Annotated in this window: 17 protein-coding genes; 7 read left to right on the top strand and 10 right to left on the bottom strand. The window is 33.6% G+C overall.

The genetic code is table 11. From position 1 onward, the window contains the following. Nucleotides 1-55: 55 nt before the first annotated feature. The 6 genes from uvrB to J7K39_00645 form a co-directional block, all read right to left on the bottom strand. On the bottom strand, nucleotides 56-2,059 hold the full coding sequence (gene uvrB / locus J7K39_00620; GenBank protein MCD6178384.1) for an excinuclease ABC subunit UvrB: 2,004 nt from the start codon (nucleotides 2,057-2,059) through the stop codon (nucleotides 56-58). A gap of 84 nt (nucleotides 2,060-2,143) precedes the next feature. Continuing rightward, a complete protein-coding gene (locus J7K39_00625; GenBank protein ID MCD6178385.1) occupies nucleotides 2,144-3,247 on the bottom strand; it encodes an endonuclease/exonuclease/phosphatase family protein in 1,104 nt (367 codons plus the stop codon). Nucleotides 3,248-3,532: 285 nt separating this feature from the next. Further along, entirely contained in the window at nucleotides 3,533-4,483 is a 951-nt protein-coding gene (locus J7K39_00630) for a rhomboid family intramembrane serine protease (protein MCD6178386.1), read from the bottom strand. After that, nucleotides 4,483-5,097: a rhomboid family intramembrane serine protease gene (locus J7K39_00635; GenBank protein MCD6178387.1), complete on the bottom strand. Its 615-nt coding sequence runs from the start codon at nucleotides 5,095-5,097 to the stop codon at nucleotides 4,483-4,485. Before J7K39_00635 ends, J7K39_00630 begins: the two co-directional genes overlap by 1 nt. A gap of 300 nt (nucleotides 5,098-5,397) precedes the next feature. Next, nucleotides 5,398-7,212: a DNA mismatch repair endonuclease MutL gene (mutL, locus tag J7K39_00640; GenBank protein MCD6178388.1), complete on the bottom strand. Its 1,815-nt coding sequence runs from the start codon at nucleotides 7,210-7,212 to the stop codon at nucleotides 5,398-5,400. Next, nucleotides 7,212-7,472 (bottom strand): hypothetical protein, encoded by a 261-nt coding sequence (locus tag J7K39_00645; protein ID MCD6178389.1) that lies wholly within the window; start codon nucleotides 7,470-7,472, stop codon nucleotides 7,212-7,214. Before J7K39_00645 ends, mutL begins: the two co-directional genes overlap by 1 nt. 131 nt (nucleotides 7,473-7,603) lie before the next feature. On the opposite strand from J7K39_00645, the gene J7K39_00650 reads away from it, so the two are divergent. From J7K39_00650 to J7K39_00670, 5 genes are all read left to right on the top strand, one after another. Further along, the gene (locus J7K39_00650) at nucleotides 7,604-9,283 is read left to right on the top strand and encodes a M23 family metallopeptidase (protein ID MCD6178390.1); all 1,680 of its coding nucleotides are present in this window, start codon (nucleotides 7,604-7,606) and stop codon (nucleotides 9,281-9,283) included. Nucleotides 9,284-9,723: 440 nt separating this feature from the next. Beyond that, nucleotides 9,724-11,061: a signal recognition particle protein gene (ffh, locus tag J7K39_00655; GenBank protein ID MCD6178391.1), complete on the top strand. Its 1,338-nt coding sequence runs from the start codon at nucleotides 9,724-9,726 to the stop codon at nucleotides 11,059-11,061. A gap of 23 nt (nucleotides 11,062-11,084) precedes the next feature. Further along, nucleotides 11,085-11,954, top strand: coding sequence for a bifunctional methylenetetrahydrofolate dehydrogenase/methenyltetrahydrofolate cyclohydrolase FolD (gene folD, locus J7K39_00660; protein ID MCD6178392.1), 870 nt, complete (start codon nucleotides 11,085-11,087; stop codon nucleotides 11,952-11,954). A gap of 4 nt (nucleotides 11,955-11,958) precedes the next feature. Continuing rightward, on the top strand, nucleotides 11,959-13,152 hold the full coding sequence (locus tag J7K39_00665) for a hypothetical protein (GenBank protein ID MCD6178393.1): 1,194 nt from the start codon (nucleotides 11,959-11,961) through the stop codon (nucleotides 13,150-13,152). 7 nt (nucleotides 13,153-13,159) lie between these two features. Further along, nucleotides 13,160-13,795 (top strand): 7-carboxy-7-deazaguanine synthase QueE, encoded by a 636-nt coding sequence (locus tag J7K39_00670; protein MCD6178394.1) that lies wholly within the window; start codon nucleotides 13,160-13,162, stop codon nucleotides 13,793-13,795. A gap of 39 nt (nucleotides 13,796-13,834) precedes the next feature. Here J7K39_00670 and J7K39_00675 read toward each other — a convergent pair whose 3' ends face one another. Then, nucleotides 13,835-14,599: a TIGR02757 family protein gene (locus tag J7K39_00675; protein ID MCD6178395.1), complete on the bottom strand. Its 765-nt coding sequence runs from the start codon at nucleotides 14,597-14,599 to the stop codon at nucleotides 13,835-13,837. Then, nucleotides 14,592-17,759, bottom strand: coding sequence for a CHAT domain-containing protein (locus J7K39_00680; GenBank protein ID MCD6178396.1), 3,168 nt, complete (start codon nucleotides 17,757-17,759; stop codon nucleotides 14,592-14,594). The genes J7K39_00675 and J7K39_00680 overlap by 8 nt, the downstream gene beginning before the upstream one ends. Nucleotides 17,760-18,236: 477 nt before the next feature. On the opposite strand from J7K39_00680, the gene J7K39_00685 reads away from it, so the two are divergent. Together J7K39_00685 and dnaJ are read left to right on the top strand one after the other, a co-directional pair. After that, on the top strand, nucleotides 18,237-18,857 hold the full coding sequence (locus J7K39_00685; GenBank protein ID MCD6178397.1) for a nucleotide exchange factor GrpE: 621 nt from the start codon (nucleotides 18,237-18,239) through the stop codon (nucleotides 18,855-18,857). A gap of 22 nt (nucleotides 18,858-18,879) precedes the next feature. Then, nucleotides 18,880-20,022, top strand: coding sequence for a molecular chaperone DnaJ (gene dnaJ, locus J7K39_00690; GenBank protein ID MCD6178398.1), 1,143 nt, complete (start codon nucleotides 18,880-18,882; stop codon nucleotides 20,020-20,022). A gap of 183 nt (nucleotides 20,023-20,205) precedes the next feature. Here dnaJ and J7K39_00695 read toward each other — a convergent pair whose 3' ends face one another. Continuing rightward, on the bottom strand, nucleotides 20,206-21,222 hold the full coding sequence (locus tag J7K39_00695) for a hypothetical protein (protein MCD6178399.1): 1,017 nt from the start codon (nucleotides 21,220-21,222) through the stop codon (nucleotides 20,206-20,208). 34 nt (nucleotides 21,223-21,256) lie between these two features. After that, nucleotides 21,257-23,713, bottom strand: coding sequence for a hypothetical protein (locus tag J7K39_00700; protein MCD6178400.1), 2,457 nt, complete (start codon nucleotides 23,711-23,713; stop codon nucleotides 21,257-21,259). Nucleotides 23,714-23,723 lie beyond the last annotated feature (10 nt).

The raw sequence follows: 23,723 nt of genomic DNA on the forward strand, positions 1-23,723 counted from the left end.
TTTAATTTCACTTACAATATAATTTTCAGAAGAAGAGTTTGAACAATTTAAAGTTTTAATCTAGCTGTTCAAGTTGCTTTTGATGTAATTGTAATTCGTCGCGTATTTTAGCGGCTAAAAGAAAATCAAGTTCTTTAACAGCCGATTCCATATCTTTTTTAAGCTTTCGGATGGCTTTCTCTAATTTTGGTTTGGCAAGATAAACAAGGGCGGGGTCAGCTGCAGTTGTGAGAGCATCCGGTTCTATATAAGCCAATCTTTCTATACTCCCTTCTAATGCATTTGCTAATGGTTTTACAATAGCTTTAGGCGTAATATTATGTTTTTCGTTGTATTTTATTTGTATTTCTCGTTTCCTGCTAGTCTCATCTATTGTTTTTTGCATAGATGCTGTAATTTTATCCGCATACATAATGACTAAAGAGTTGAGGTTACGAGCTGCTCTTCCTGCCGTTTGTGTTAGCGATCTTTCCGAACGTAAAAAACCTTCTTTGTCGGCATCTAAAATAGCAACCAAAGAAACTTCCGGTAAATCTAATCCTTCGCGTAAAAGGTTAACACCAACAAGAACATCAATTAAACCTTGTCGGAGGTTTTGCATAATCTCTACTCTTTCCAAAGTATCTACATCGGAATGAATATATGCTGTTTTAATTTTGAGGTTAATGAGATATTTGCTTAACTCTTCGGCCATACGTTTGGTTAGCGTAGTAACTAAAACGCGTTCTTTCAATGCAATACGTTTTTGAACTTCATCTAGTAAATCGTCAATTTGATTTTGGCTGGGACGTATTTCAATGGGCGGATCTAAAAGCCCTGTCGGGCGAATTAGCTGTTCAACAACAACACCTTCGCTTCTTTGCAATTCATAATCTGCGGGAGTGGCACTTACATAAATAGTTTGGTTGCTAATGGCTTCAAATTCCTCAAATTTTAGAGGCCGATTGTCCATTGCCGAAGGTAAACGAAACCCATATTCTACCAAATTCTGTTTGCGCGAACGATCTCCGCCATACATTGCTCTGATTTGAGGGATAGTTACGTGAGATTCATCAATAATTGTTAAATAGTCGTCAGGAAAATAATCGAGCAAACAAAAAGGTCTGCTTCCGGCTTTTCTTCCATCAAAATAACGAGAGTAATTTTCTATACCCGAACAGTAGCCTAACTCTTTAAGCATTTCAATATCGTAAGTAACCCGATCTTCTAATCGTTTTGCAGAGGTATAATCTTGTGTTTCTTTAAAAAAATCGACTTGCTTAAAAAGGTCATCCTGAATCTCAGTAATAGCCGATTTCATTTTATTTTTCGTGGTAACAAAAATATTAGCAGGATAAATGGTTATTTGATTCATTTGATTGATTGACTTACCATTTTCGGGATCGATTTGTTCTAAAGATTCTATTTCGTTACCCCAAAAACCGATTCGAAAAGCAATATCGTCATAAGCGGGGTAAACATCTAGGGTATCTCCTTTAACCCGGAAAGTTCCTCTTGAAAATTGCATTTCGGTACGCGAGTACAAACTGTCAACCAAGCGGAGAAGCAGTTTATTTCGTTCTATTTTATCACCAACTTTTATCAGAATAACATTTTCGGTAAAATCTTCGGGATTTCCAATTCCGTAAATACAAGAAACTGAAGATACCACAATAATATCTCTACGTCCCGAAAGTAAAGCCGAAGAAGCACTTAAACGAAGTTTTTCTATTTCATCGTTAATGCTTAAATCTTTTTCGATATAAGTATTTGAACTTGGAAGATAAGCCTCTGGCTGATAGTAATCGTAATACGAGACAAAATATTCTACGGCATTCTCCGGAAAAAATTGTTTGAACTCACTGTAAAGTTGAGCTGCCAATGTTTTGTTATGTGAAAGCACCAAAACAGGTTGATTTAATTTTTGAATAACATTGGCAACCGTAAAAGTTTTCCCCGAACCCGTTACGCCCAACAATACTTGCGATTCATCGCCACGTTTTAAACCTTCTACTAACTGTTGAATAGCCTGAGGTTGATCTCCGGTAGGTTTAAATGTTGAGCTGAGTTTAAATTCCATGTCTTAAATATAGGTGGACAAATCTACAAAAGAAATTTGGGTCGTTCAGAGTTTTACTTAAAGTGAAACCCTGATTAGGGTGTTTTATTTTGATAAATTTAAAGTGCCGATAATAGGATAGTGATCCGACTTATTAATTTTCCCGATTTCAAATTGATAAACCTGAAACAAAGTATCGCTAAGAATATAATCTATACGCATAGGAGGTAATTCCCCATTATAAGTATTGCCATATCCTTTTCCTTTTTCAACAAAAGCATCTTTCATATTTTTGGTGAGTTTATGATAAGAATAGCTAGCAGGAGTGTCGTTGAAATCGCCACATATTAAAATAGGGTAAGGACTCTTTTTTATCAATTTGCTGATATGGTTTACTTGGATATTTCTTATTTTGGAATAGCGTGCAAGCTTATCAAATAAAATCGCAAGTCGTCCACCGGTTTCTTCATTTAACCCAATTTCGGTCGAACTGAATATTTCGTATTCGTTAGGGTTAAAGTGATTGGATTCTAAATGGATATTAAACAGTCGAATAGTATCTTTTTTATAGGCAATATCAGCAATTAATGCATAACATTTGTTTTTAAAGCGTAGTTCTTGTTGTTTAATTATTGGATATTTTGAAAAAATAGTCATTAAATCTACAAACTTAAACTTGCTCTTGGGTATATAGCGTGTTTCGGCAGAATAAGGCAAGCTAAGACGTGCCTTAAATTCTTCTACCGTGTTTATTCCTTTTGAAGGATAAGTTTGGAATTCTTGTAAACAAATTATATGTGCATTTTGTCCTTCGAGATAAGTAAGAATAGATGATCGTATTTTAATATCAGCATAATTAATATTGTTATTAGAAAGGTTTTTTACATTAAAAGACAGCACTTTTAAGCTGTTTTCAATGCTTGGCTCTTCTGCTCCTTTAAGTTGAAAATGACTATTTAGAGTACTCCATCCGATAAGAATTGCCAAAAGCGAATAAATTAGATTTTTGTTTACTAAAATAAGCCAGAAAACAATAAATAAAATATTGATTAATAGTAAAATGGGATAAGTAAGACCGAATACGGATAGTGGCCAAAAAATTTGTGGTGGCACATATGGCGAGATATAAGTTAGTAACAGTAGAAACACAAAAAACTGATTAATCCAAAGGAAAATACGGGGGCGGAATTTGTGTTTTGATTTTGCCATTGAACAAAATTAAGAAAATAGTCTGATATAAGAGGCCTTAGAAGGAAAGAGATGATGTCAGGTCATCATCTCTTTAAACATTATCTAATAAATACGAACTATGAGAAAGTTCTAAAAACAAATGGTTATTTAATATCTTTTTAATTGCCGAAAGCCTGTTCGCGATTTTCTTTTACAAAGATAGGGGTCTAAGCAGGTTAAGACCAAAGGTTTGATTTTAAAAAATGGCAATAAATGCTTAGAATTTGTCCAGCTGATGGAAAGCGTTTTTTTTGGGAATAAAAGTTAGCTTTTCTTGCTCGCATCAAAAAGCTGAGCTTTCTCTTTAGCAGAAAGGCTTTCGTAACCTGATTTCTTAATTTTTTCCAGAATTTCATCGATACTCGCTTGCTCTTCGGCTTTTCTTCTTAAATAATCTTCATCCTTAGAAGGACGAGGATTGGAGTAGACATTCTTGAATTTTTGCTTGGGTTTTTTAAACCAAGTAATAAACCTTTCAAGGTTTAAGTTTTCAAAAAAGAAACCAATATTTTTTCCTTTTTTTGAATAGTAAGCGAATGAAAAACCATAAAGAGCTCCCCCTAAATGAGCAATATGTCCACCAGCATTTCCATTTTGGATATTTAAAATATCCAATACAATAAGCACTATGGCAATATATTTTAATTTTATTTGCCCAAATAAAAACAGTTGCATCTTCAGTTCGGGAGCGCGTGTTGCACTGGCTGCAAAGATGGCCAAAACAGATGCTGATGATCCTAAAGCAATGGCATTACCCACGTTTGCACTAAAAGCAGGGAAAAGATTAAAAGAAATAATGTAAAGTAAAGCTCCGCTTAAACCACCCAAGATATAGGTGGTTACCAACATTTTTGAACTCAAATAATTGATAAAGATTTGTCCTCCAACGTATAATACCATCATATTAAAGGCTAAATGGAATAAGCCTTCCTGAACAAACATATAGCTAATTAATGTCCAAGGTTTGAGTATCAATGCGCTTAAATCAGCAGGAAGTGATAACCAAAACACCAAGCGCGAAACGCCATTTGCCTGAACAAAAGCTTGATCCAAAGAAAACAAGAACAGGAATAAATTTACCAAATTAATAAAAAGAAAAACAAGAATATTGATCAATATCAGATTGGATAAAGCTGACTTTTGACTAAAAAAGAGCTTTATTGCTGTCCAATATTCTCTTGGTTGTTTTTGATATGGATTTGAGTAGCTGTACATTAATATAGTTTTCCTTTCTTTTTCCAATAAGTGATAAGCAGAAATCCAAAAAACATTCCCCCAAGATGGGCAAAATGTGCCACATTATCATTGGGGTTATTTGATAATCCGGAATACAACTCAAAAGCTCCGTAAAGGATTACAAACCATTTGGCTTTAATCGGAATAGCAAAATAGAGATAAATAACAGAATTGGGGAACATCATTCCAAAGGCAAGTAAAATACCAAATACCGCGCCGCTAGCTCCAACAACGGTGTGAGCATTCAAGAAATCAATACGATATTGCTCCATAAAATGAATGCTTTCCTGAAGAGCTTGAGAAGGGTTGTGTGCTATTAGCCGATTAAATTCGCCTGCAAAGGCATTAAAATTATTTTGTATATCGTAGCTTCCAATTTGAAAGAAATCAGAATTTCTGAATTCAACAAAAGCAGGAAGGCTAGGGTTGTTCAAGAATAAATCAATAGCGTTTAAGGTTGGTGCCAATTGAAAATGTATCCAGAATGTATAAATAACGCCCGCGCCGAGTCCTGTAACTAAATAATAGATCAAGAATTTTTTGCTTCCCCAAACATTTTCCAGTGTATTTCCAAACATCCAAAGGGCAAACATATTGAACAATATATGTGAAAAGTTTTGCGTGCTATGCATAAACATATAGGTCACATATTGAAACGGGCGGAAATTATCAGCTCCGATATAATGAAGTCCAAAGAGATTATTTAAGTCGAATTTAAACGCTGTTCCAACGCCAAGAGCCGCTAAAAAAAACAGTCCGTTTATAATAAGTAGATTTTTTACAACCGGAGGTAGAATAGCAAATCTGTTGGGTCTGAATTGTTGATTCATTCAATAGTATTTTTGGTGTTTTCCCTTTTGACGCAAAATGCTTGCCAAAAGTACAATTATATTTTAGTGGAACTTTTCGTCAAGTTCTTCTGTGCCAATAATCTTAATAATACTTTGTCCTCCGGGCGATTTATCGGGCATCTGACAGGCAAAGAGTTCATTAATCATTTGTGTCATTTCTTCTGTTTTCAAACGTTGTCCTGCCTTAATGGCAAGTTGCCGAGCAATACTTTTTGCGAAGTTTATATTTCTGTCTTGATCAAAATTCTTAACCGATTTATGGTTTTCGATAATCTGCTCAAGTAAAGTTTGAACCTGACTTTCTTGCACTTCAAGAGGAGCTCCATTGGCAATAAAATTCTGTTGACCGAAGGGTTCCAAATCAAATCCAATTACTTTTAAATCAGGCAGTAATTCTTTTATTATTTCGCTATCTGCCACGGTAAAATGTAGTTGAATAGGGAAGAGTAATTGCTGCGAAGGATTTTTCCCTTTCTGAAAACGTTCAAGATAGTTTTCAAATAAAATACGTTCGTGCGCCAACTGTTGGTTTATCACCATTAACCCTGACTTAACAGAAGTAACAATATATTTTAACCCGCTTTGTAAAACCGCTTGATTAGTCTCTTCAATTTCCGATTGTGTATCTGTTTCAAAGGGACTGGCAAATTCATCATCTGTTGTATTATTATCATCAGAAGGGTAAATTTTTTCCCAATGTTGTATGTTTGGATCTTTTTCTTTATGAAAAGTAGATTCTGTTTTCGAGCTGCTTTCAAAAGGGTTGTAATCAGGATCTATTTTAATTTGAGGCGGACGAATAGGGCGGTTGGCAGGAAAATCAAAATTCAAACTTGGTTCTGTTTCAAAATCTAAAACAGGTGTTAGATTATTTTCCGCTAAGGCTTTTTTAATAGATGATCCTAAAATAGAATATATCAGCTGTTTATCTAAAAAATTAACTTCTACTTTAGTTGGATGAATATTAACATCAATAGATTTTGGGTCAACCTCAATAAAAATAAAATAACTTGGTATGGAGTTTTCCGGTATCAGCTCTTGAAAAGTGTTGGCTACAGCATGATGAAAATAAGGATGTTTGATAAAGCGATTATTAGCAAAGAAAAACTGTTCTCCACGTGTTTTTTTTGCAAACTCCGGTTTCCCAATAAAACCTTGAATATTTACATGCTCTGATTTTTGATATAGTGGTACTAAACGTTCGTTATAATTACCTCCGAAAACACCAACTATTCTTTGTTTTAAATTTGTTGATTTAAGCTGAAAAAGTATTTTTCCATTATTATAAAAAGTATATTCTATCTCCGGACTTGCAAGTGCAACTCTTTGAAACTCATCAATAATATGTCGTAATTCTGCGTTATTTGATTTTAAAAAATTCCGTCTGGCAGGCACATTATAAAATAGGTTTTTAACCGATATTGAAGTGCCATTTTGGTGCTGACAGCTATCTTGGGAAACGACTTCTGATCCTTCAATTAAGATACAAGTTCCTAACTCATTGTTAGTTTGTTTTGTTTTGAGTTCTACGTGAGCAATAGCCGCAATAGAAGCTAAAGCCTCACCACGAAAGCCCATAGTGTTAAGGGAAAATAAATCATCGGCAGATTTTATTTTTGAAGTAGCGTGTTTCTCAAAACAAAGTCGTGCATCGGTTTCCGACATTCCTTTGCCATTATCAACCACTTGAACCAATGTTTTCCCCGCATCTTTTATTATTAAAGTAATTTCTGTTGCCTCGGCATCCAATGCATTTTCGAGTAATTCCTTTACAACAGAAGCAGGTCGTTGAATAACTTCACCGGCTGCAATTTGATTAGCAACGGAATCGGGCAGTAATTGAATGATATCAGCCATTATCTAAGTATAAAATAGAGTACAATAATGAGAACGAAAATATAAAAATAAAGAGCATATTTCTTAGATTTTGCTCTTGTTCTATCATCACGAGCCCATTTTTTTCGCATCTCTTTACGGATATTTATCCGATCAGGGTTTTTAATGTTATCTTCAATTTCTTTTTTTCGTTTTTCTTCAGCCTCTTTCTTCTCGTCGTAATAACGAGTTTTCATTTCAAACTTCCTGTGCTTGTTTATTTTACCAAATGTTACCTTCATGGGTTTTTCCGAATTTCAGTCTGCAAATTTATTGATTATTTCCGAGCTGTCGAATTTTAGACTGACAATTGTGTGCAACTACAAATCTATTGTTTTTACTATTTTTGCAAAACAAATTATTTTATCCTAAAATGAAACGTATTTTTATACTCTTTTTTATACTGCTTTCTGCTTTTTTTGTGCAGGCTCAGCAAATTTATCCTCAAGATTATTTTCGGTCGCCAATAGATTTTAGAATGTTGCTATCGGGAACTTTTGGAGAATTACGTCCCGATCATTTTCATACAGGTATAGATATAAAAACACGTAGTGTCGAAGGAGCTTCTGTTTATGCCGCTGCCGACGGATATATTAGTCGTATAAAAATCTCAGCATTTGGAACAGGAAAAACGCTTTATCTTACACATCCTAATGGTTTTGTAAGTGTTTACGGGCATTTAAGTGCATTTGAAAAATCTTTGGCAACTTATGCGAAAGAGCAGCAATACAAAAGAAAATCATTTGAAGTAGATTTATACCTGAAAAAAGATCAGTTTAAGTTTGCCAAAGGCGATATTATTGCACTATCAGGAAATTCGGGGAGCTCCGGTGGTCCGCATTTGCATTTTGAAATACGGGATGAAAAAACCCAAGAACCCATTAATCCACTCTTGTTTGGTATTAAAGTAAAAGATTATATCAGACCTGTTATAAATTCTATTAGGGTGTATCCAAGTGGTAAAAAGCCATTTAATTTGCAATTAGCCGGTTGGGGCGAAAATTATCGTTTAAAAGATGGAGATACAATTGGTTTACCCAATGATTTTTATTTAGCAATTAATACCATCGATAAACAAAACGACACTAAGAATAATAATGGCGTTTTTGAGGTGGCTCTTTTTGTAGATTCCGTTCAGGTATTTGGTAATCGGCAGGAGCGACTGAATTTTTCAACAGGAAGGTATATAAATACTTTTATCGATTATGCTTATTATTCTGAGTATAGAAGACGATATCAACGAGCTTTTGTTGGAGAGCACAACAAACTAAAATTATATACTGAGCTTAAAAATAATGGGGTTGTTCATTTAACAGATAGTATTTTTCATCAGATAATATATCAGGTTAAAGATGCCAATAATAACGTATCCAAATTAAAATTTTATACTTTTTTGGACGATTCAAATAAGTTTGAACCGCTCCCTACAGATACGGTAAAAAAGGCTGTTTTTTATGTTGACAGAGAAAATATTTTTAAAGCAGAAAATATAAAGTTGATAATGCCAACCAATGCGCTTTATGATAGTTTATATTTTCATTTCGATGTTTTAAAAGCGAATAAACAAAACTATACCCCTATTTATCAGCTTCATTCTAAGGAAGTGCCTTTGCATAAGTATATTAAGTTGAGCATAAGGTCAGATAGTATTCCTGAAAAATTAAAAAGTAAGATATTAGTTGCCCGTATAGATAATAATAATTTTATACCGAGTACCACTAAATGGGAGGGCTCTTGGGCAACAGCTTCTATACGGAGTTTTGGTAATTATACTCTTATTGCCGATACTGTAAAACCTCAAATCAGACGGATTAATTTCTCTAAAAATAAAGTTTTAAAAGCAGGAGATAAACTTAGTTTTATAATTAAAGATGAGTTGAGCGGTATTAAGAGTTATAAAGGCTTTTTTAATGGAGAGTGGGTGTTATTTGAATATGACGCAAAAAATAATTTAATTTTTTATACTGTCGAGCAAAAACGCTTGCTTAAAAAAAATAAGATTCTTATTGAGATTGAGGATAGAGTTGGTAATAAAAGTATTTGGAGCGAATAATTTGAGTTGTTTTTAAAATCTTCGTTTAAATTTTTAAGTATTTTTATACCGACCTCAGATTGATACTGAAGTCTAAAGATATCAGGATGTTACTCATAGGTTTTTATTTTAATTTTAAGCAACTTAACTGTAAAATCCGTAACATTTATCTTTAACATACCAATTTTAAAAAAATTGTTAATATTTTTTGTTTAAAACTTGCATCAAAATAATTTATGCGTAACTTTGCCGTTAGAAATGTTGTCATCCTGATAATATTTCTTTGGTTAATTATGGTTTGTGTTTGAGGTGCGAAGTGGTTATTCGCACCTTTTTTTATTTCTTTAAGCCAATATTTAAAGTTGTTTTGGAGATTATAGTACGAACTATAGTAAAACAACTTTTCTAAAAGAATATTTGTTAATTTTGCACACTCAAAAAAACAGAATACATATAAGACTATGTTTGAAGGATTAAGCGAAAGGTTAGACCGCTCCCTTAAAGTATTAAAGGGTCAGGGAAAAATTAGTGAAATTAATGTTGCTGAAACAGTAAAAGAAATTCGTAAAGCTCTTCTTGAAGCGGATGTTAGCTATAAGATAGCCAAAGAGTTTACCAATACTGTTAAAGAAAAGGCTTTAGGACAGAATGTTTTAACAGCCGTTTCTCCTAATCAGTTAATGGTTAAGATTGTTCACGATGAGTTAGCCGCATTGATGGGAGGGCAAGCAGCTGAACTTGATATTCAGTCAAACCCAAGTATAATCTTGATGTCGGGTTTGCAAGGATCGGGTAAAACAACTTTTTCTGCCAAATTAGCCAACTATCTTAAAAATAAAAAAGGAAAAACACCATTATTGGTTGCTTGCGATGTTTATCGTCCTGCTGCTATTGAACAATTAAAAGTTCTTGGTGCAGAAATTGGTGTTGATGTACATAGTGATGAAGAGCAAAAAGATCCTGTAAAAATAGCAAAGGCAGCGGTTAAAAAAGCACATGCTTCGGCTTACGATGTTGTTATTATTGATACTGCCGGTCGTTTGGCAGTTGATGAGCAGATGATGACTGAGATTGCCAATATAAAAAATGCAGTCAAACCACAGGAAACTTTGTTTGTTGTAGATTCTATGACGGGTCAGGATGCTGTAAATACGGCAAAAGCTTTTAACGATCGACTTAATTTTGAGGGTGTAATTTTAACCAAATTAGATGGTGATACCAGAGGGGGTGCGGCATTAACTATTCGCACCGTTGTAGAAAAGCCAATAAAATTTGTTGGTGTTGGCGAAAAAATGGATGCTTTAGATATTTTCTATCCCGAACGTATGGCCGACCGGATTTTGGGTATGGGTGATATTGTTTCTTTGGTAGAGAAAGCTCAAGAGCAGTTTGATAAAGAAGAGGCAAAAAAGCTACACAAAAAAATTGCTAAGGATCAATTTAATTTTAACGATTTTCTGGGTCAGATTAAGCAGATTAAGAAAATGGGTAATGTGAAAGATTTAATGGGAATGATTCCCGGAATGAGCAAAGCCATGAAAAATGTAGATATTGACGATGATGCTTTTAAAAATATAGAATCTATTATCTTTTCTATGACTAATAAAGAACGCGAAAACCCCAGCCTTTTAAATGGTAGTCGCCGTAAGCGTATTGCTCTTGGATCAGGAACAAATATTCAGGAGGTAAATCAACTTATTAAGCAGTTTGACGAAACCCGTAAAATGATGAAAATGATGACTAAGGGTGGTGGTAAAGCTATGGCGAATATGATGAGTAGAATGGGGGGAAGACGATAATTTGTATTTCAAAAAAATAATTTATGATACTTATAGATGGTAAAGCAGCCGCAGCAAAACTTAAAAAAGAAATTGCTACGGAAGTAGCTGCAATGATTGATAAAAATCAAAAAGCACCACATTTAGTTGCAATCTTAGTTGGCGACGATCCTGCCAGTCAAACCTATGTTGCTAGTAAAGAAAAAGCCAGTCGTTCCGTAGGAATTACATCCTCTATTTATCGTTTGTCAGCTAAAACAAGCGAAAAGGAATTATTAGAACTAATTAGCTTTCTTAATAATGATGAGGATGTTGATGGTTTTATTGTTCAATTACCTTTGCCGGATCATATCAATGTTGAAAAAATTATCAATAGTATAGATTATAGAAAAGATGTTGATGGTTTTCATCCTATGAATGTTGGTAAAATGGTTCTTGGAGAATCGGCTTTAATTTCGGCTACACCACAAGGAATACTCTATTTACTAGAAACATATAAAATAGAAACTAAAGGAAAAAATGTTGTTGTTTTAGGCAGAAGTAATATTGTAGGAACACCAATGTCAATATTACTTTCTCGAAAATCAGAGCAAGGTGATGCAACAGTAACTCTTTGTCATAGTCGTACTAAAAATCTAAGTGATATTACCAAAAAAGCAGACATTATTATTGCAGCTATTGGTAAACCCGAGTTTTTAAAAGCCGATATGGTTAAAAAAGGAGTAGTTATTATTGATGTCGGAATTCATCGTATTCCGGATGAGAAAGCCGCTAAAGGCTATCGTTTAACCGGTGATGTTGATTTTGCTGCTGTATCTAAAAAAGCAAGTCATATTACCCCTGTCCCCGGAGGTGTTGGTCCAATGACTATTGCTGCCTTATTAAAAAATACATTATTATCCACTAAAAAATAAATTGATGAACCACTTAAAATTATTTTTTCTCGCATTAACGCTATTACTATTTTCTTTCTTGGGTTTTCCTCAAGATATTCCAAAAGAAAAAAATCAAGTGGAAGTTATTTCCCCTTCCATATTAATAGATAAACTATCTGATAAAGTTGATGAAACTTCCGGCTTGATATTTTATCGTGGGAGTATATGGACTTTAAACGATAGTGGAGGAAAACCACAGATTTATCGCTTAAATGGTAAAACGGGTAAAGTTGTTCAAGTTGTAAATATCAAAAATGCTAAAAACATAGATTTTGAAGATTTAACGCAGGATGATGATTTTATTTATGTTGGAGATATGGGTAATAATTATGGAAACAGAAAAAACTTATGCATATATAAAATTGCTAAGGCAGATATTCCGAAAGAAGGTGATATTAACCTAAAAGCAGAACTGATTAAGTTTAAGTATGCCGATCAGAAGAGTTTTCAGAAGAAAAATCGCAGAAATGATTTTGATTGTGAAGCAATTGTAAGTGTGGGCGATAAACTTTATTTGTTTACTAAAAATTGGGTTGATGCAAAAACGAGAGTTTATGCTGCTCCAAAAAAAGCAGGTGATTTTACTTTGGAAGTTGTTGATGAATTTAATGTAGATGGACTAATTACGGCAGCAGAATATCAAGCTGAAACCAAAACCCTTAGCCTTTTAGGGTATAAAGATTTTATGCCTTTTATATGGGTGTTTTGGAATTATCAAGAGCAAGATTTTTTTGGAGGCGAAAAGCGTCGTTTTAATATGGAAAGTATTCATGGTGCTCAAACAGAAGGAGTTTGCTTTAATGGCAAAGGGGATGTTTTGATAAGTTGTGAGCAATCGTATTTTCCGCAAAGATTATATAGTATTCCACTTAAAGCATTAAGGAGTAAAGATGAGTTTTTGGCTCAGTGCAAGGGAAATAAAAATCTTGATCTTTCGTCTACTTTTGATGTCGATAAAAAAATTATTAATCTAAAAGTTAAAGGATTAAATAAGGGTGCTTATACCGTTGAGATATTAAATGAGATTTGGAGAACGGAAAAGATTTCTTCTTTTAAGGCTAAAAAAAGAAACGAAGAAAATATTGAGCTGAAAGCCAAGAATTTAAAAGCGGGAATGTATTATCTCCGAGTTGAACAAAAAGACTTACTCAAAGTAAATCGAGTTTACATAAAATAATTAATGTATGTCTGAAGATACCACAGATGAATTACTTTTGAGTGGAAAGACACTTCCTTTAATGGAGGAGTTTTATACTATTCAGGGAGAGGGATTTAATACCGGACAAGCCGCTTATTTTGTGCGCATTGGTGGTTGCGATGTTGGTTGCCACTGGTGTGATGTAAAAGAATCGTGGAATGCTAAACTTTTTCCTGCAACTCCAACAGATAGCATAGTTGCTAATGTGGCTAAATGTCCTGCTAAAGCTGTTGTGGTTACCGGTGGAGAACCTTTGATGTACAATCTAAATTATTTTTGCTCTGAATTAAAAAAAGAAGGAATAAATAGATTTTTAGAAACATCCGGTTCTCATCCGCTTAGCGGCGAATGGGAATGGATATGCTTGTCGCCCAAGAAAAATGCGCCTCCCTTAAACCCAATTTACAGTAAAGTTAGTGAGTTGAAAGTAATTATTGCTAATAAAGGCGATTTTGATTGGGCTGAGAAAAATGCTAAGTTGGTTAATGATAGTTGTCATTTGTATTTACAACCCGAATGGAGTAAATCAAAATTATTGATGCCTATTATTACTGATTATATTATGGCGCATCCACGATGGAAAATTTCTTTACAGAGTCATAAGTATATGAATATTCCTTAGCCTGTTTTCTAACAACTTGGGTTAGCAGATAAGAATAAATTATTGCTTCTTCTCATTAACGCCAAAGCCAAACAAAGCAAAATCATATTTTATCGGATCATTGGGATCAAAGGAGCGGAGCGATTCGGTTATTTCAGTAACGGCTTTCCAGTCGTTTTGTTTTCGTAATAGTAAGCCTAAACTTCTACCGATACGACTTGTATGCACATCAAGTGGAAGCATAAGCTTGTTCGGCGAAATATTTCTCCAAATACCAAAGTCAACGCCGGAATTATCTTTTCTAACCATCCACCTCAGATACATGTTTAGTCGTTTGGCTGCCGAGTTTTTTGCCGGATTCGATAAGTGCTTTTCGCTTCTTTTCAGATGAGAAATACTATTAAATAAAGTGTTGAATTCTATTAAAGCCGTTTTAGCATTAGTCGTAAAACCATTTTCAAATACTTTTTCTAAACCTCCAAAATTCAGATATATGTTTTGGAGCGAACTGATAAAAAACTGCATGTCAACAGCTTGAAAAGTTCTATGTTTGAATGTGTCGAAAACTTGTAAGTCTGTATCAGAACAATTACGGACAAAATCTGCCGGAGCATAATCCATCATTTCCATTAATCTATTTGCATTTCGGATAATTACAGGACGTTGACCCCAAGCAATACTGGCAGCTAAAAAACCTGCTATTTCTATATCCTCTTTTGCGGAAAATTGATGTGGAATTTGAATAGGATCATTTTCGATAAATTCAGGTCTATTGTATTTTAAAGTATAGTCTTCTAAAAATTCTAACAGCTGATTTCTATCCATTTTTTTTCTTTTTACGTATTATTAAGGCAAGGATTATTAGAATTGGTATTATATATTCTAAGCCTTTTCCAAAATTGGATTTGCGAGAAACTATTGCTGTTTCATTTCCTATAAGGGTAAATCCTGCCCAATAATAGGGGTGAGAATACATAGCATTTCCTTTATTTATCATATCTAATTTAGCGCGATGTAAAGCCATGTTTTTTTCTAATCCTTTAGCTAAATAAGTGTAAAATCCGGCTATAAGGTCGGCACTATATTTATCGTTAACATCCCAATGTGTCATGACAACACTTGGTACTCCTGCATATTGAAATCCGGTAGAAAGACTCATAATGCCCTCGCCTTTGTTTAGTTTTCCGTTACCGGAATTACAAGCACTTAAAACTGCAAGATCGGCACTTAAATTCATGCCAAATAGTTCACTTACAGTAAACATTCCGGATGAATGCTTGTCGTTAGAAAAAACTAATTTTGATTCCAAAGGATTATCATCATTTAAAACGGCATGCATAGCGAGATGCAAAACGGAAGCTTTAGGAGCCTCTTTTTTAAAGTTCTTTTTTGTTGCTTCTTCGCCTTTAAATATTTTAGGACTGAAAAAAGTGGAAATACTCTCGAGCTCTTTGTTAACATACAATAAAGGCATTAAAATATAATCATCTTTTATTGTCGTGTCACACCGGTCTAGAAAAGTATAAGTTGGAGCAAAAGCAATTATTTGTCCATGATTAGCTTTCTTTTTCTGTGTGTAGCTAAAATAAATTGCTGCTGAGTTTAAGGTGCTGCATACATTATCGTTAATAAAATATGGTAAATCTCTATAGTTAGGTCGTTCATTTACAGCAGTGTCGCTAAGCAAAATATCAAAAGGTAAATAGCTAAGTATCCCATCGGGGATTATGAGTAATTCTTTTCCTTTAATTTGCTCAGCAAAATCCCCTAAAAGAAATTGATAATTCTCGTATGCTAAACTTATAAACGACTTATAATCGGCATAACTATTATCTGTGTTTACGTGGTGTAAAAGTTGTAATAGGCGTAGAATAGAATTGTTAAAACCCTGTGGTATTTTTTTTGAAAACACAGCCGCTTCTTTTTTCGAAATAACATAAACTAAAAGTAAAGAATCACTTAAAGCATAATCTACTATGACTTTATTCTTTGATAATTGTTTCTGCACATCCGAAATTTGGATGATATTATTTCCGTAAAAAAGTCTGTAATACTCGGGATAATTAGCAGCTAAAACTTTTTGTATACTATCCAGACTTTTTTTAAAAATTTGTTTTTGTTGAAGATATATCCAAGTTGTTTTTTTGTTTGATGTTAAGCCTTCCATTTTTTCTTCGAGGCTTAGTAAGCTTTGTTTTAGGCTATTTTCTTTTTTGATTAATTCGTTTGGAACGTTTGATAAATGAATAGAATCATTTTGTTGTAAACTTGCTAATAAAGCAGTTGATTTGTTTTGTTCAATAAGAGAAAAGCCGGCATTAAAATATTTTGATTCTTTACTGAGTAAATAAAGTTTGTACGAAACCTGAATAGCTTGATTGAGAAGGTTGTTTACTTCTTTATTTAAAATCAGATTAGAAGAGTATTTTTGTGAAAGGCGAAATCCTTCAACCAATTTTATACTCAATTGATAGGTATCGAAAGATGCTTTAAGATATTTTATGTCTTTAGTTTTTTCATAATATTGAGCCAATGCACGAGCTTTCCAGCCTATACTATTGGTTACCGACGATAATTTAATATTTACTTTTTCAGGATTTATCAAAATGTCGGTTGAATTAAATCCCGGAGTTAAGGCTATAATAGATTTTTGAATAATTTCTAAAGCTTTTTCTGTGTCGTTTTCTTTGATAAAATATTTTGCTTGAGCCAGTAAAGCACGACCCAAAGGTTCGTTTTTATCCCCCAAAGAAGAATGATATCCGCCAACAGCAAGATTCAAATAATATAAACCAAGCAGCTTATCTCTACCTGTTTGTAAATAAAAAGAGCCTAACCAAAAATAAGTGTCTGCGGCTTCTTTTTCGTCTATAACACTCTTAGTTATTGCAAGATGATTTGCCCATTTAAGCATAGCTTCGGCATCATCTATACGGTTGGCTTTCCATAGTGTTTCTCCAAAAACACGTAATTGGTCGGGCTTTAATTCTTTTAATGAGCGGGCTAACTTAAAATATTCAATTGCTTTGTCGTAATCTTCTAAGCTTTTGTAAACAGTGGCTAAATCGGAATACGAATTAATTAACAAAGAATGATTATCCGGCAAAAGTTCTCTATAAATAGAATTTGCCTGTAAATATAAGTTTAAAGCATTTTCGTAATCTTTCAGCATGTAAAGAGAGGATGCTTGCGATTGTATAATGCGGGCTTTTTCTAAAACCGAACCATTAGCCTTATTAAAAAACACTAAAGATTTTTTGTATAAATCAATAGCTTTCGAATATTTAGCAAGAAAATGGTTCAAAAATCCTTTTCTTGAGTATAATAATCCCAATTCTTCCTGATGTTCAGGGTTTTCTTCATCTAGCATTTCGATGGCTTCATTATAGTAATTTTCGGCTAAATCGTAATGGGATAATCTGGAATAAGAATCTCCAAATCTTCCGTAAATAGATGCAAGTTGAACTATGTTATTGCTTTGTAAATATACTATCTCTTTGGCTTTGCCAAGATAGGAAAATGTATTTACCGAATCACCTTTTATGGAGTATATCTGACTGATATTCTGATAGGTATCTATTAAAATTGTATCGTAAACCTGAATGTGATTTTCGCGGTAGCTAATAGTTTTCTTATAATTGATAATTGCACTGTCATATTCATTATTATAGAAATAAATATTTCCTATTAAATGATACAGTTGAGGATATAATTCATTAGGATCAGGAAACTTTTTTGTTTTACCTTTTAACCAAAAGACAATATTCGACGAATTAGTCATATCCCCCTTTTTCCAATACTCATAAGCTAAAATTTTCCAACTTAATAAGTTATTTATGTTTCTATTGTTGAAGGTGTTTAGGAAATTATAAGTAGAGTCGAGTGATTTGCGTTGAATAAGTTTGTTAAATTGTTCTTGATCACGTTTTAGGAAATCTTTTTTAATATTAGTTTCTTGAGCACTAACAGTTAAAAGTGTTGACACAAAAATGAGAACAGTTAAACATTTTTTTTTAAACATAATTATGACGCAATAGGATTTAACAAAAGTAGGCTTTGTGTTACACACATCCAAAGGCTCAAATTGATTTCTATTGATATATAAACAAAAAAGGAGAGAATAAAGCTGTTATTCATTACTTTAAAGATACAAATTATTTTACAAATAGAATTTTACGGTCGCCAAATTGTTATATTTCAGTAATTGTGTTTTTTTATAAAAAATATTTTTTTGTGTTTTTTTCTTTTAGTAGCCTGTCAATTTGACTATGTTTCAAGGCTTTGGCAAAAAAATTGAGAAATAAGTCCTAATTCTACTAATGTAGTATTGGTTAATATTTATATTGCTGATATTGTGTTAGTTATAATTATTTTAATAAAATAAAAACTAAATACGCCAACTATCACCGACAGTTTTTCGGTTAGTTGGAATATAATACTGACAAAAACACAGGTTTAAGATATGAATAAGGAAACAAAAAAAAGTAAAAAAGACCACGCTACTAATAAGCCAAAAAAAGATACTGCTAAAAAAGCAAAGACTAAAAAGTTAGATGAAAAAGAGCAGTCTGTTGAAGAGAAAAAAATAGAGGAAGTTAAAGAAGATAATCAAGAGGAAATACCTTCTTGCGAAACTGATATTGAGCAATTAGAAGCAACAATTGCTGAACTAAAAGATAAGCACTTACGGTTATTTTCCGAATTTGAGAATTATCGCAGACGCACAATGAAAGAGCGTATAGAATTATTCAAAACTGCTTCTTCGGAAATTATTATAGAGTTACTCGGTATACTTGATGATTTTGATAGAGCAAATAAATCTTTTGAAACGGCTACCGATATAGAAGCTGTTAAGCAGGGGTTTGAACTAATTCACTCTAAACTTCAAGGTTTGCTTGCAAAAAAAGGTTTAGAGAGTATGGATGCTTTAGAAAAAGATTTTGATACTGATTTTCATGAAGCTATTACTGAGATTCCTGCTCCAACAAAAGAGCTTAAGTCGAAAGTTGTTGATGTTATTGAAAAAGGATATTTATTAAACGGTAAAGTTATTCGCTTTGCTAAAGTAGTAGTTGGGAAATAAGCTTAGGATAAGTCTATAAGATATGAGTAAAAGAGATTATTACGATATATTAGGTGTTGATAAAAATGCTACTGAAACAGAGCTGAAAAAAGCTTATCGTAAGGTTGCTATCAAATATCACCCTGATAAAAATCCGAATGATAAAGGAGCAGAAGAAAAATTTAAGGAGGCTGCAGAAGCTTATGATGTTTTAAGCGATTCGCAAAAAAGACAACGTTACGATAGGTATGGTCATGCCGGAGTTGGAGGAGCTGCCGGAGGTGGTGGCTTTAGTGGTGGAGGTATGAATATGGATGATATCTTTAGCCACTTTGGTGATATTTTTGGTGGTGGCTTTGGTGGTGGCTTTGGCGGAGGCGGAAGTCGTCGCCATGTTAATCGCGGCTCAAATCTTCGTATAAAAGTTAAACTTACACTTGAAGAAATTGTAAAGGGAGCCGAGAAAAAAGTAAAAGTAACTAAATATGTTAGTTGTAATAGCTGTAATGGAACAGGTGCTGAAAGCGGAGGAACACAAACTTGTAGCACTTGTCATGGTACAGGGCAGGTTACGCGTATTGTAAATAGTTTTCTCGGTCAGATGCAAACCTCTACTACTTGTCCGCAATGTGGTGGCGAAGGTGAAATTATTAAACATAAATGTAAGGCTTGTCACGGTAATGGTATTGTAAAAGGTGAGGAAGTGATTTCTCTTTCTATTCCTGCCGGTGTTGCTGAAGGTATGCAACTTTCTGTTTCGGGTAAGGGGAATGCAGCTGCTCGTGGAGGAATCGCTGGTGATTTAATTGTTCTTATTGAAGAAATTGAACATCCAGATTTAGTTCGTGATGGTAGTAATTTATTGCACGATCATTTTATTAGTTTCCCCGATGCTGCTCTTGGTTGTACTATTAATGTGCCTACTGTTGAAGGAATGGCAAAAGTTAAAGTTGAAGCGGGAACTCAACCCGGAAGAGTGCTTAGATTAAAAGGCAAAGGCTTGCCTGATGTTAATTCTTATGGACGTGGTGACTTGCTCGTAACTATTAATGCTTGGGTTCCTAAAAAACTTAATCCTAACGAGCGCGAAGCTCTTAATAAAATGAATCAGTCGGTTAATTTTCAACCCGACCCAAATACTAAAGAAAAAGGATTCTTTAATCGTATGCGCGACTATTTTAGATAAGAATTATTGAATTTAGATACAAGCCAAAATGTAATTTGCATTTTGGCTTTTTTTGTCTCCACATATGCTTAAGAAAGTTATGTGGTACTTTTTGGGGGTTTACGGCTGATTAAGCTAAATGTTAACCTTTGCTGTGTTCGGACTCCTTTCTTGTATTTTTGGCGAGCTGTTTCTAAAATTACCTTATCTATGATCCTTGAAACGAGAATCCATTAATTGATAAACTTTTCGTGACGTGGCTACCCAACCAATATAAGGGCCATTGAATTCTATGGCAACAAACTCTCTTGTTTCACCAATATTAACTTCTATCCAGTTTTTACCTGCATCAGTTGTATGATAAAGTAAACCTCTTACACCACATGTCCAACCTTCATTCGGACTTACAAAGTGAATATCATTTAAATTATGTTTCCCATCAATATACCATTGTTGTTTTTCCCAGGTTCTTCCTCCATTTGTTGTATGTGAGATAAAACCACCATCGCCACAAATCCAGCCATCTTGAGAATCGTAAAAATACATTCCATTAATTATCTGGGCATTTGTTTTAAAATTGTATGGAATCCAGGTTTTTCCTGCATTGGTGGTCTTTAAAATAACTCCACGATTACTAGCATCACGTTGCATCCCAAGGATATATCCATTATTTTTATCTGTAAAAAATACTCTTGAGAAAAATACATTTACAGGTGATTGATAAATATTCCAGGTTTTTCCTCCATTTTTAGTATATATTATTGCTGCACCTCTGCCAACAGCCCATCCATTATTCTCATCTGTAAACCAAATACTTTCCAAAAGAAGGTTATTTCCCGGTGTAGCTTGTGAATTCCAGGTTCCTTCATAACCATGATCGTCGCTATGCGATACCATACCACTATATCCACATACCCAAACGTCTTTACCCAATACAAAAATATCTTGCGGATCACTATTAGCATTAATGGAAAGCTTAAGAAAATTCTGTGCCCACTTCTGATCTTTTGTCCACTGATTAATTTTGCTGACATGGTGAGCGAGATAAGAATTTTTTCTGTTTCCGCTTACAAATACATCATATTCTACACCATCAGAAGATAAATTATTTATCATTAAGCCTCCATTACCTTCTTGTTCATAAATTAGCTCCCAATTTGCTTGTCCAAAAGTAATACCGGCAAAAATTAAGCATACAAATAACAATGTTATCTTTCTCATAATCTTAATGTTTTATTTATAATTAAACTTTGAATTAAAATCCTACATAAAGGATATTTACTATATTCTCTTCTTTTAAATAACCAAAAGGAATCAAGCCTGAATTTATTTTTGTATTTACATTTTGCATGATTGCATTATTATCATACTGATATCCTTCAATAGTCCAATTTGTTATTTTGGTATCAGGGATCTGTGTCATTAAAGTATAATACATGCCGTTATAAATAGTTATCCCAACAGGTACATATTGCTGATTGAGGTATGGTTGCATGTTTGCACTTACCGCATTCAAATCAAGTTGAGATTCAACTAATTGCCAAGCTGTAACCGATACTTCTGATTTAATAAATAAGACATAAAGATCTCCCTGATTGGTAAATGAAATGCCCATGGGAAAATAAGCTTGTTCAATATTTGATGTAATTCCATTTTGTAATGAAGTTGCATCATTATAGTCTTCAAGCTTCCATGCTGTCATACCAAGCGGGTTTCCTTCTATATAATAAACAAGCACTTCGTGTCCATCACTTATATAAATTCCGGAAGGTGTTTTCCCTGAATTAATGGCATTATTAATATCATTTTGAATGGCGGCGGGATTGTTTTCAATTTTCTGTGCCGACCAGCCATTTCCTTTTGAAATTATTCCGGGAACAGAGTTTCCTCCTGATGTATTATTGTTATTATTAATATTGTTGTTTTGTTCCAGTTCGTCTTGCTCCGGATTGTAGGTTGGTTCATAATCTTCTTCATCTTCGTATTCCCATACGGGAGGATTATTAGGATTCTCATCTTGCTCTTCAACACCGGGAATTACCTGATTACTAACGATAATTATATCATCAGGATATGTATTATTTTCATCTTCACAAAACTGAGTATACATTTCTGCTAATCTCGAAACCTCTTTATCAAACCAATCATAGTTTGTTTCGTTTTGACTTAACACATTATCAATCTGATATTGAACGGCTCCCGAACTTTTAGCTTTATCGTTAATAGTATGATAATTTTTCTCGGCTTGCGCATATGCTATTTGTAAAGCCTTTATAAAATCTTCACAATAGATATATTCATTTTTAAGATATTCACCTGCTTCTTTTATTTGATTAACATATACATCAACATCCCAATCGTATAAGCCTGTGCCCCAAATGGTTATTTTATCACCTTTTATCGATTTATTATCCAAATCAAGGCGCATAATCCTATCATTTAAACAATCGATAGAGCTTAAATGAGAGTCGATATAAGCTCGATAGCGATCGAATTGTTGTAATAGGTTTTTACTGCGTTTCTTTAGTTGTTCTACTGTTTCTCTGTTGGCTTTTATTAGACCATTTTGAGTAACATTTTCCCTAACCAAATCAAAAGTTTGTTTATAACCGTTGACAGCTGATAATAGTCCACCTGCAACTCCAATATAGCTTTTCCAATCCTTAGCATCTTCGCCTGCATTAAACGCCTCTTCTGAGGCAGTTTGAAATAACTGTACGGCATTATCTTGATAGCCATAACTGTTCCTGATAGCATCTATTGATCCCCATAATTTACCATCAAAAAGGCTCTTAAAATTGGTAACCAAATCATAAGTGGCTTTCACAAAACGAAATGGTATTTCAACATTTGCAGTAAAAGTTTGTATTCCTTCATTCCAAACAAGTCCAGAATATGCTTCTACTGCCTTACGGTAGGCTATATTTGCCCTGCCTCGCATTTCCATCCAATATTCAGGAGTTACTTGTTCAGCCAAAGGCGTAATAGAAAAACTAAATCCGGGATTTTCTTTTCTGATTTTTTTAAGTGTTCTGCTAAAATATTGATCTCCCTGATATCTTCTGAGTTTATCACACAGAATTTGTGATTTATTAAATGATTTTATTATTTGTCGATTAAGTGCAAGGCTGTTTATTTCAGCTATATCAGAATTTATCTTTGCTATTTCCGCAAGAAATTCGGATTCGAGGTTTGAGTTGGTTTCTGTTTTTGTTATTTTTTTTCCAATATATTTACTTCCATTTTTGTTTAATTCTTCTGTTATTTCATAAAGACAATTACCAACTAATGATTTTCGAATATTCCCATCGGGCCCGTCAGGATAGTTTGAATAATAATTATTAAGACTTATTAAATATTTATCTATATCAGCCCGATTATTAAATTGGGGAAAGTTATAAGGTAATTTACAGTGAGGAGGATTGCAGTATTCTCCCCATAATTTACCAGCACGATTGGTAATTTCATCTCGCGTTTTAAAGAGTTCCTTCAATTCCTTATCTAAAGTTTTCCATTCAGGCGAGTTATAATATTCTCTTTTCCTTTTATCCTTGCAGGGCTTAATATAATTTTCGTAAAATGATCTCCCCTCTTTTACTACAGCCAAATACCTTTGCATAAGGTCTACCTTTTCTGGGCTAACCTCAATAGTTTGTGCTTGTGATACTTGGAAAATTGAAACAAGTACAATTAAAACTAAGATTTTTTTCATACAATTGTTT

It is taken from the genome of Bacteroidales bacterium (genome assembly GCA_021157585.1).
GTDB lineage: Bacteria > Bacteroidota > Bacteroidia > Bacteroidales > UBA12170 > UBA12170.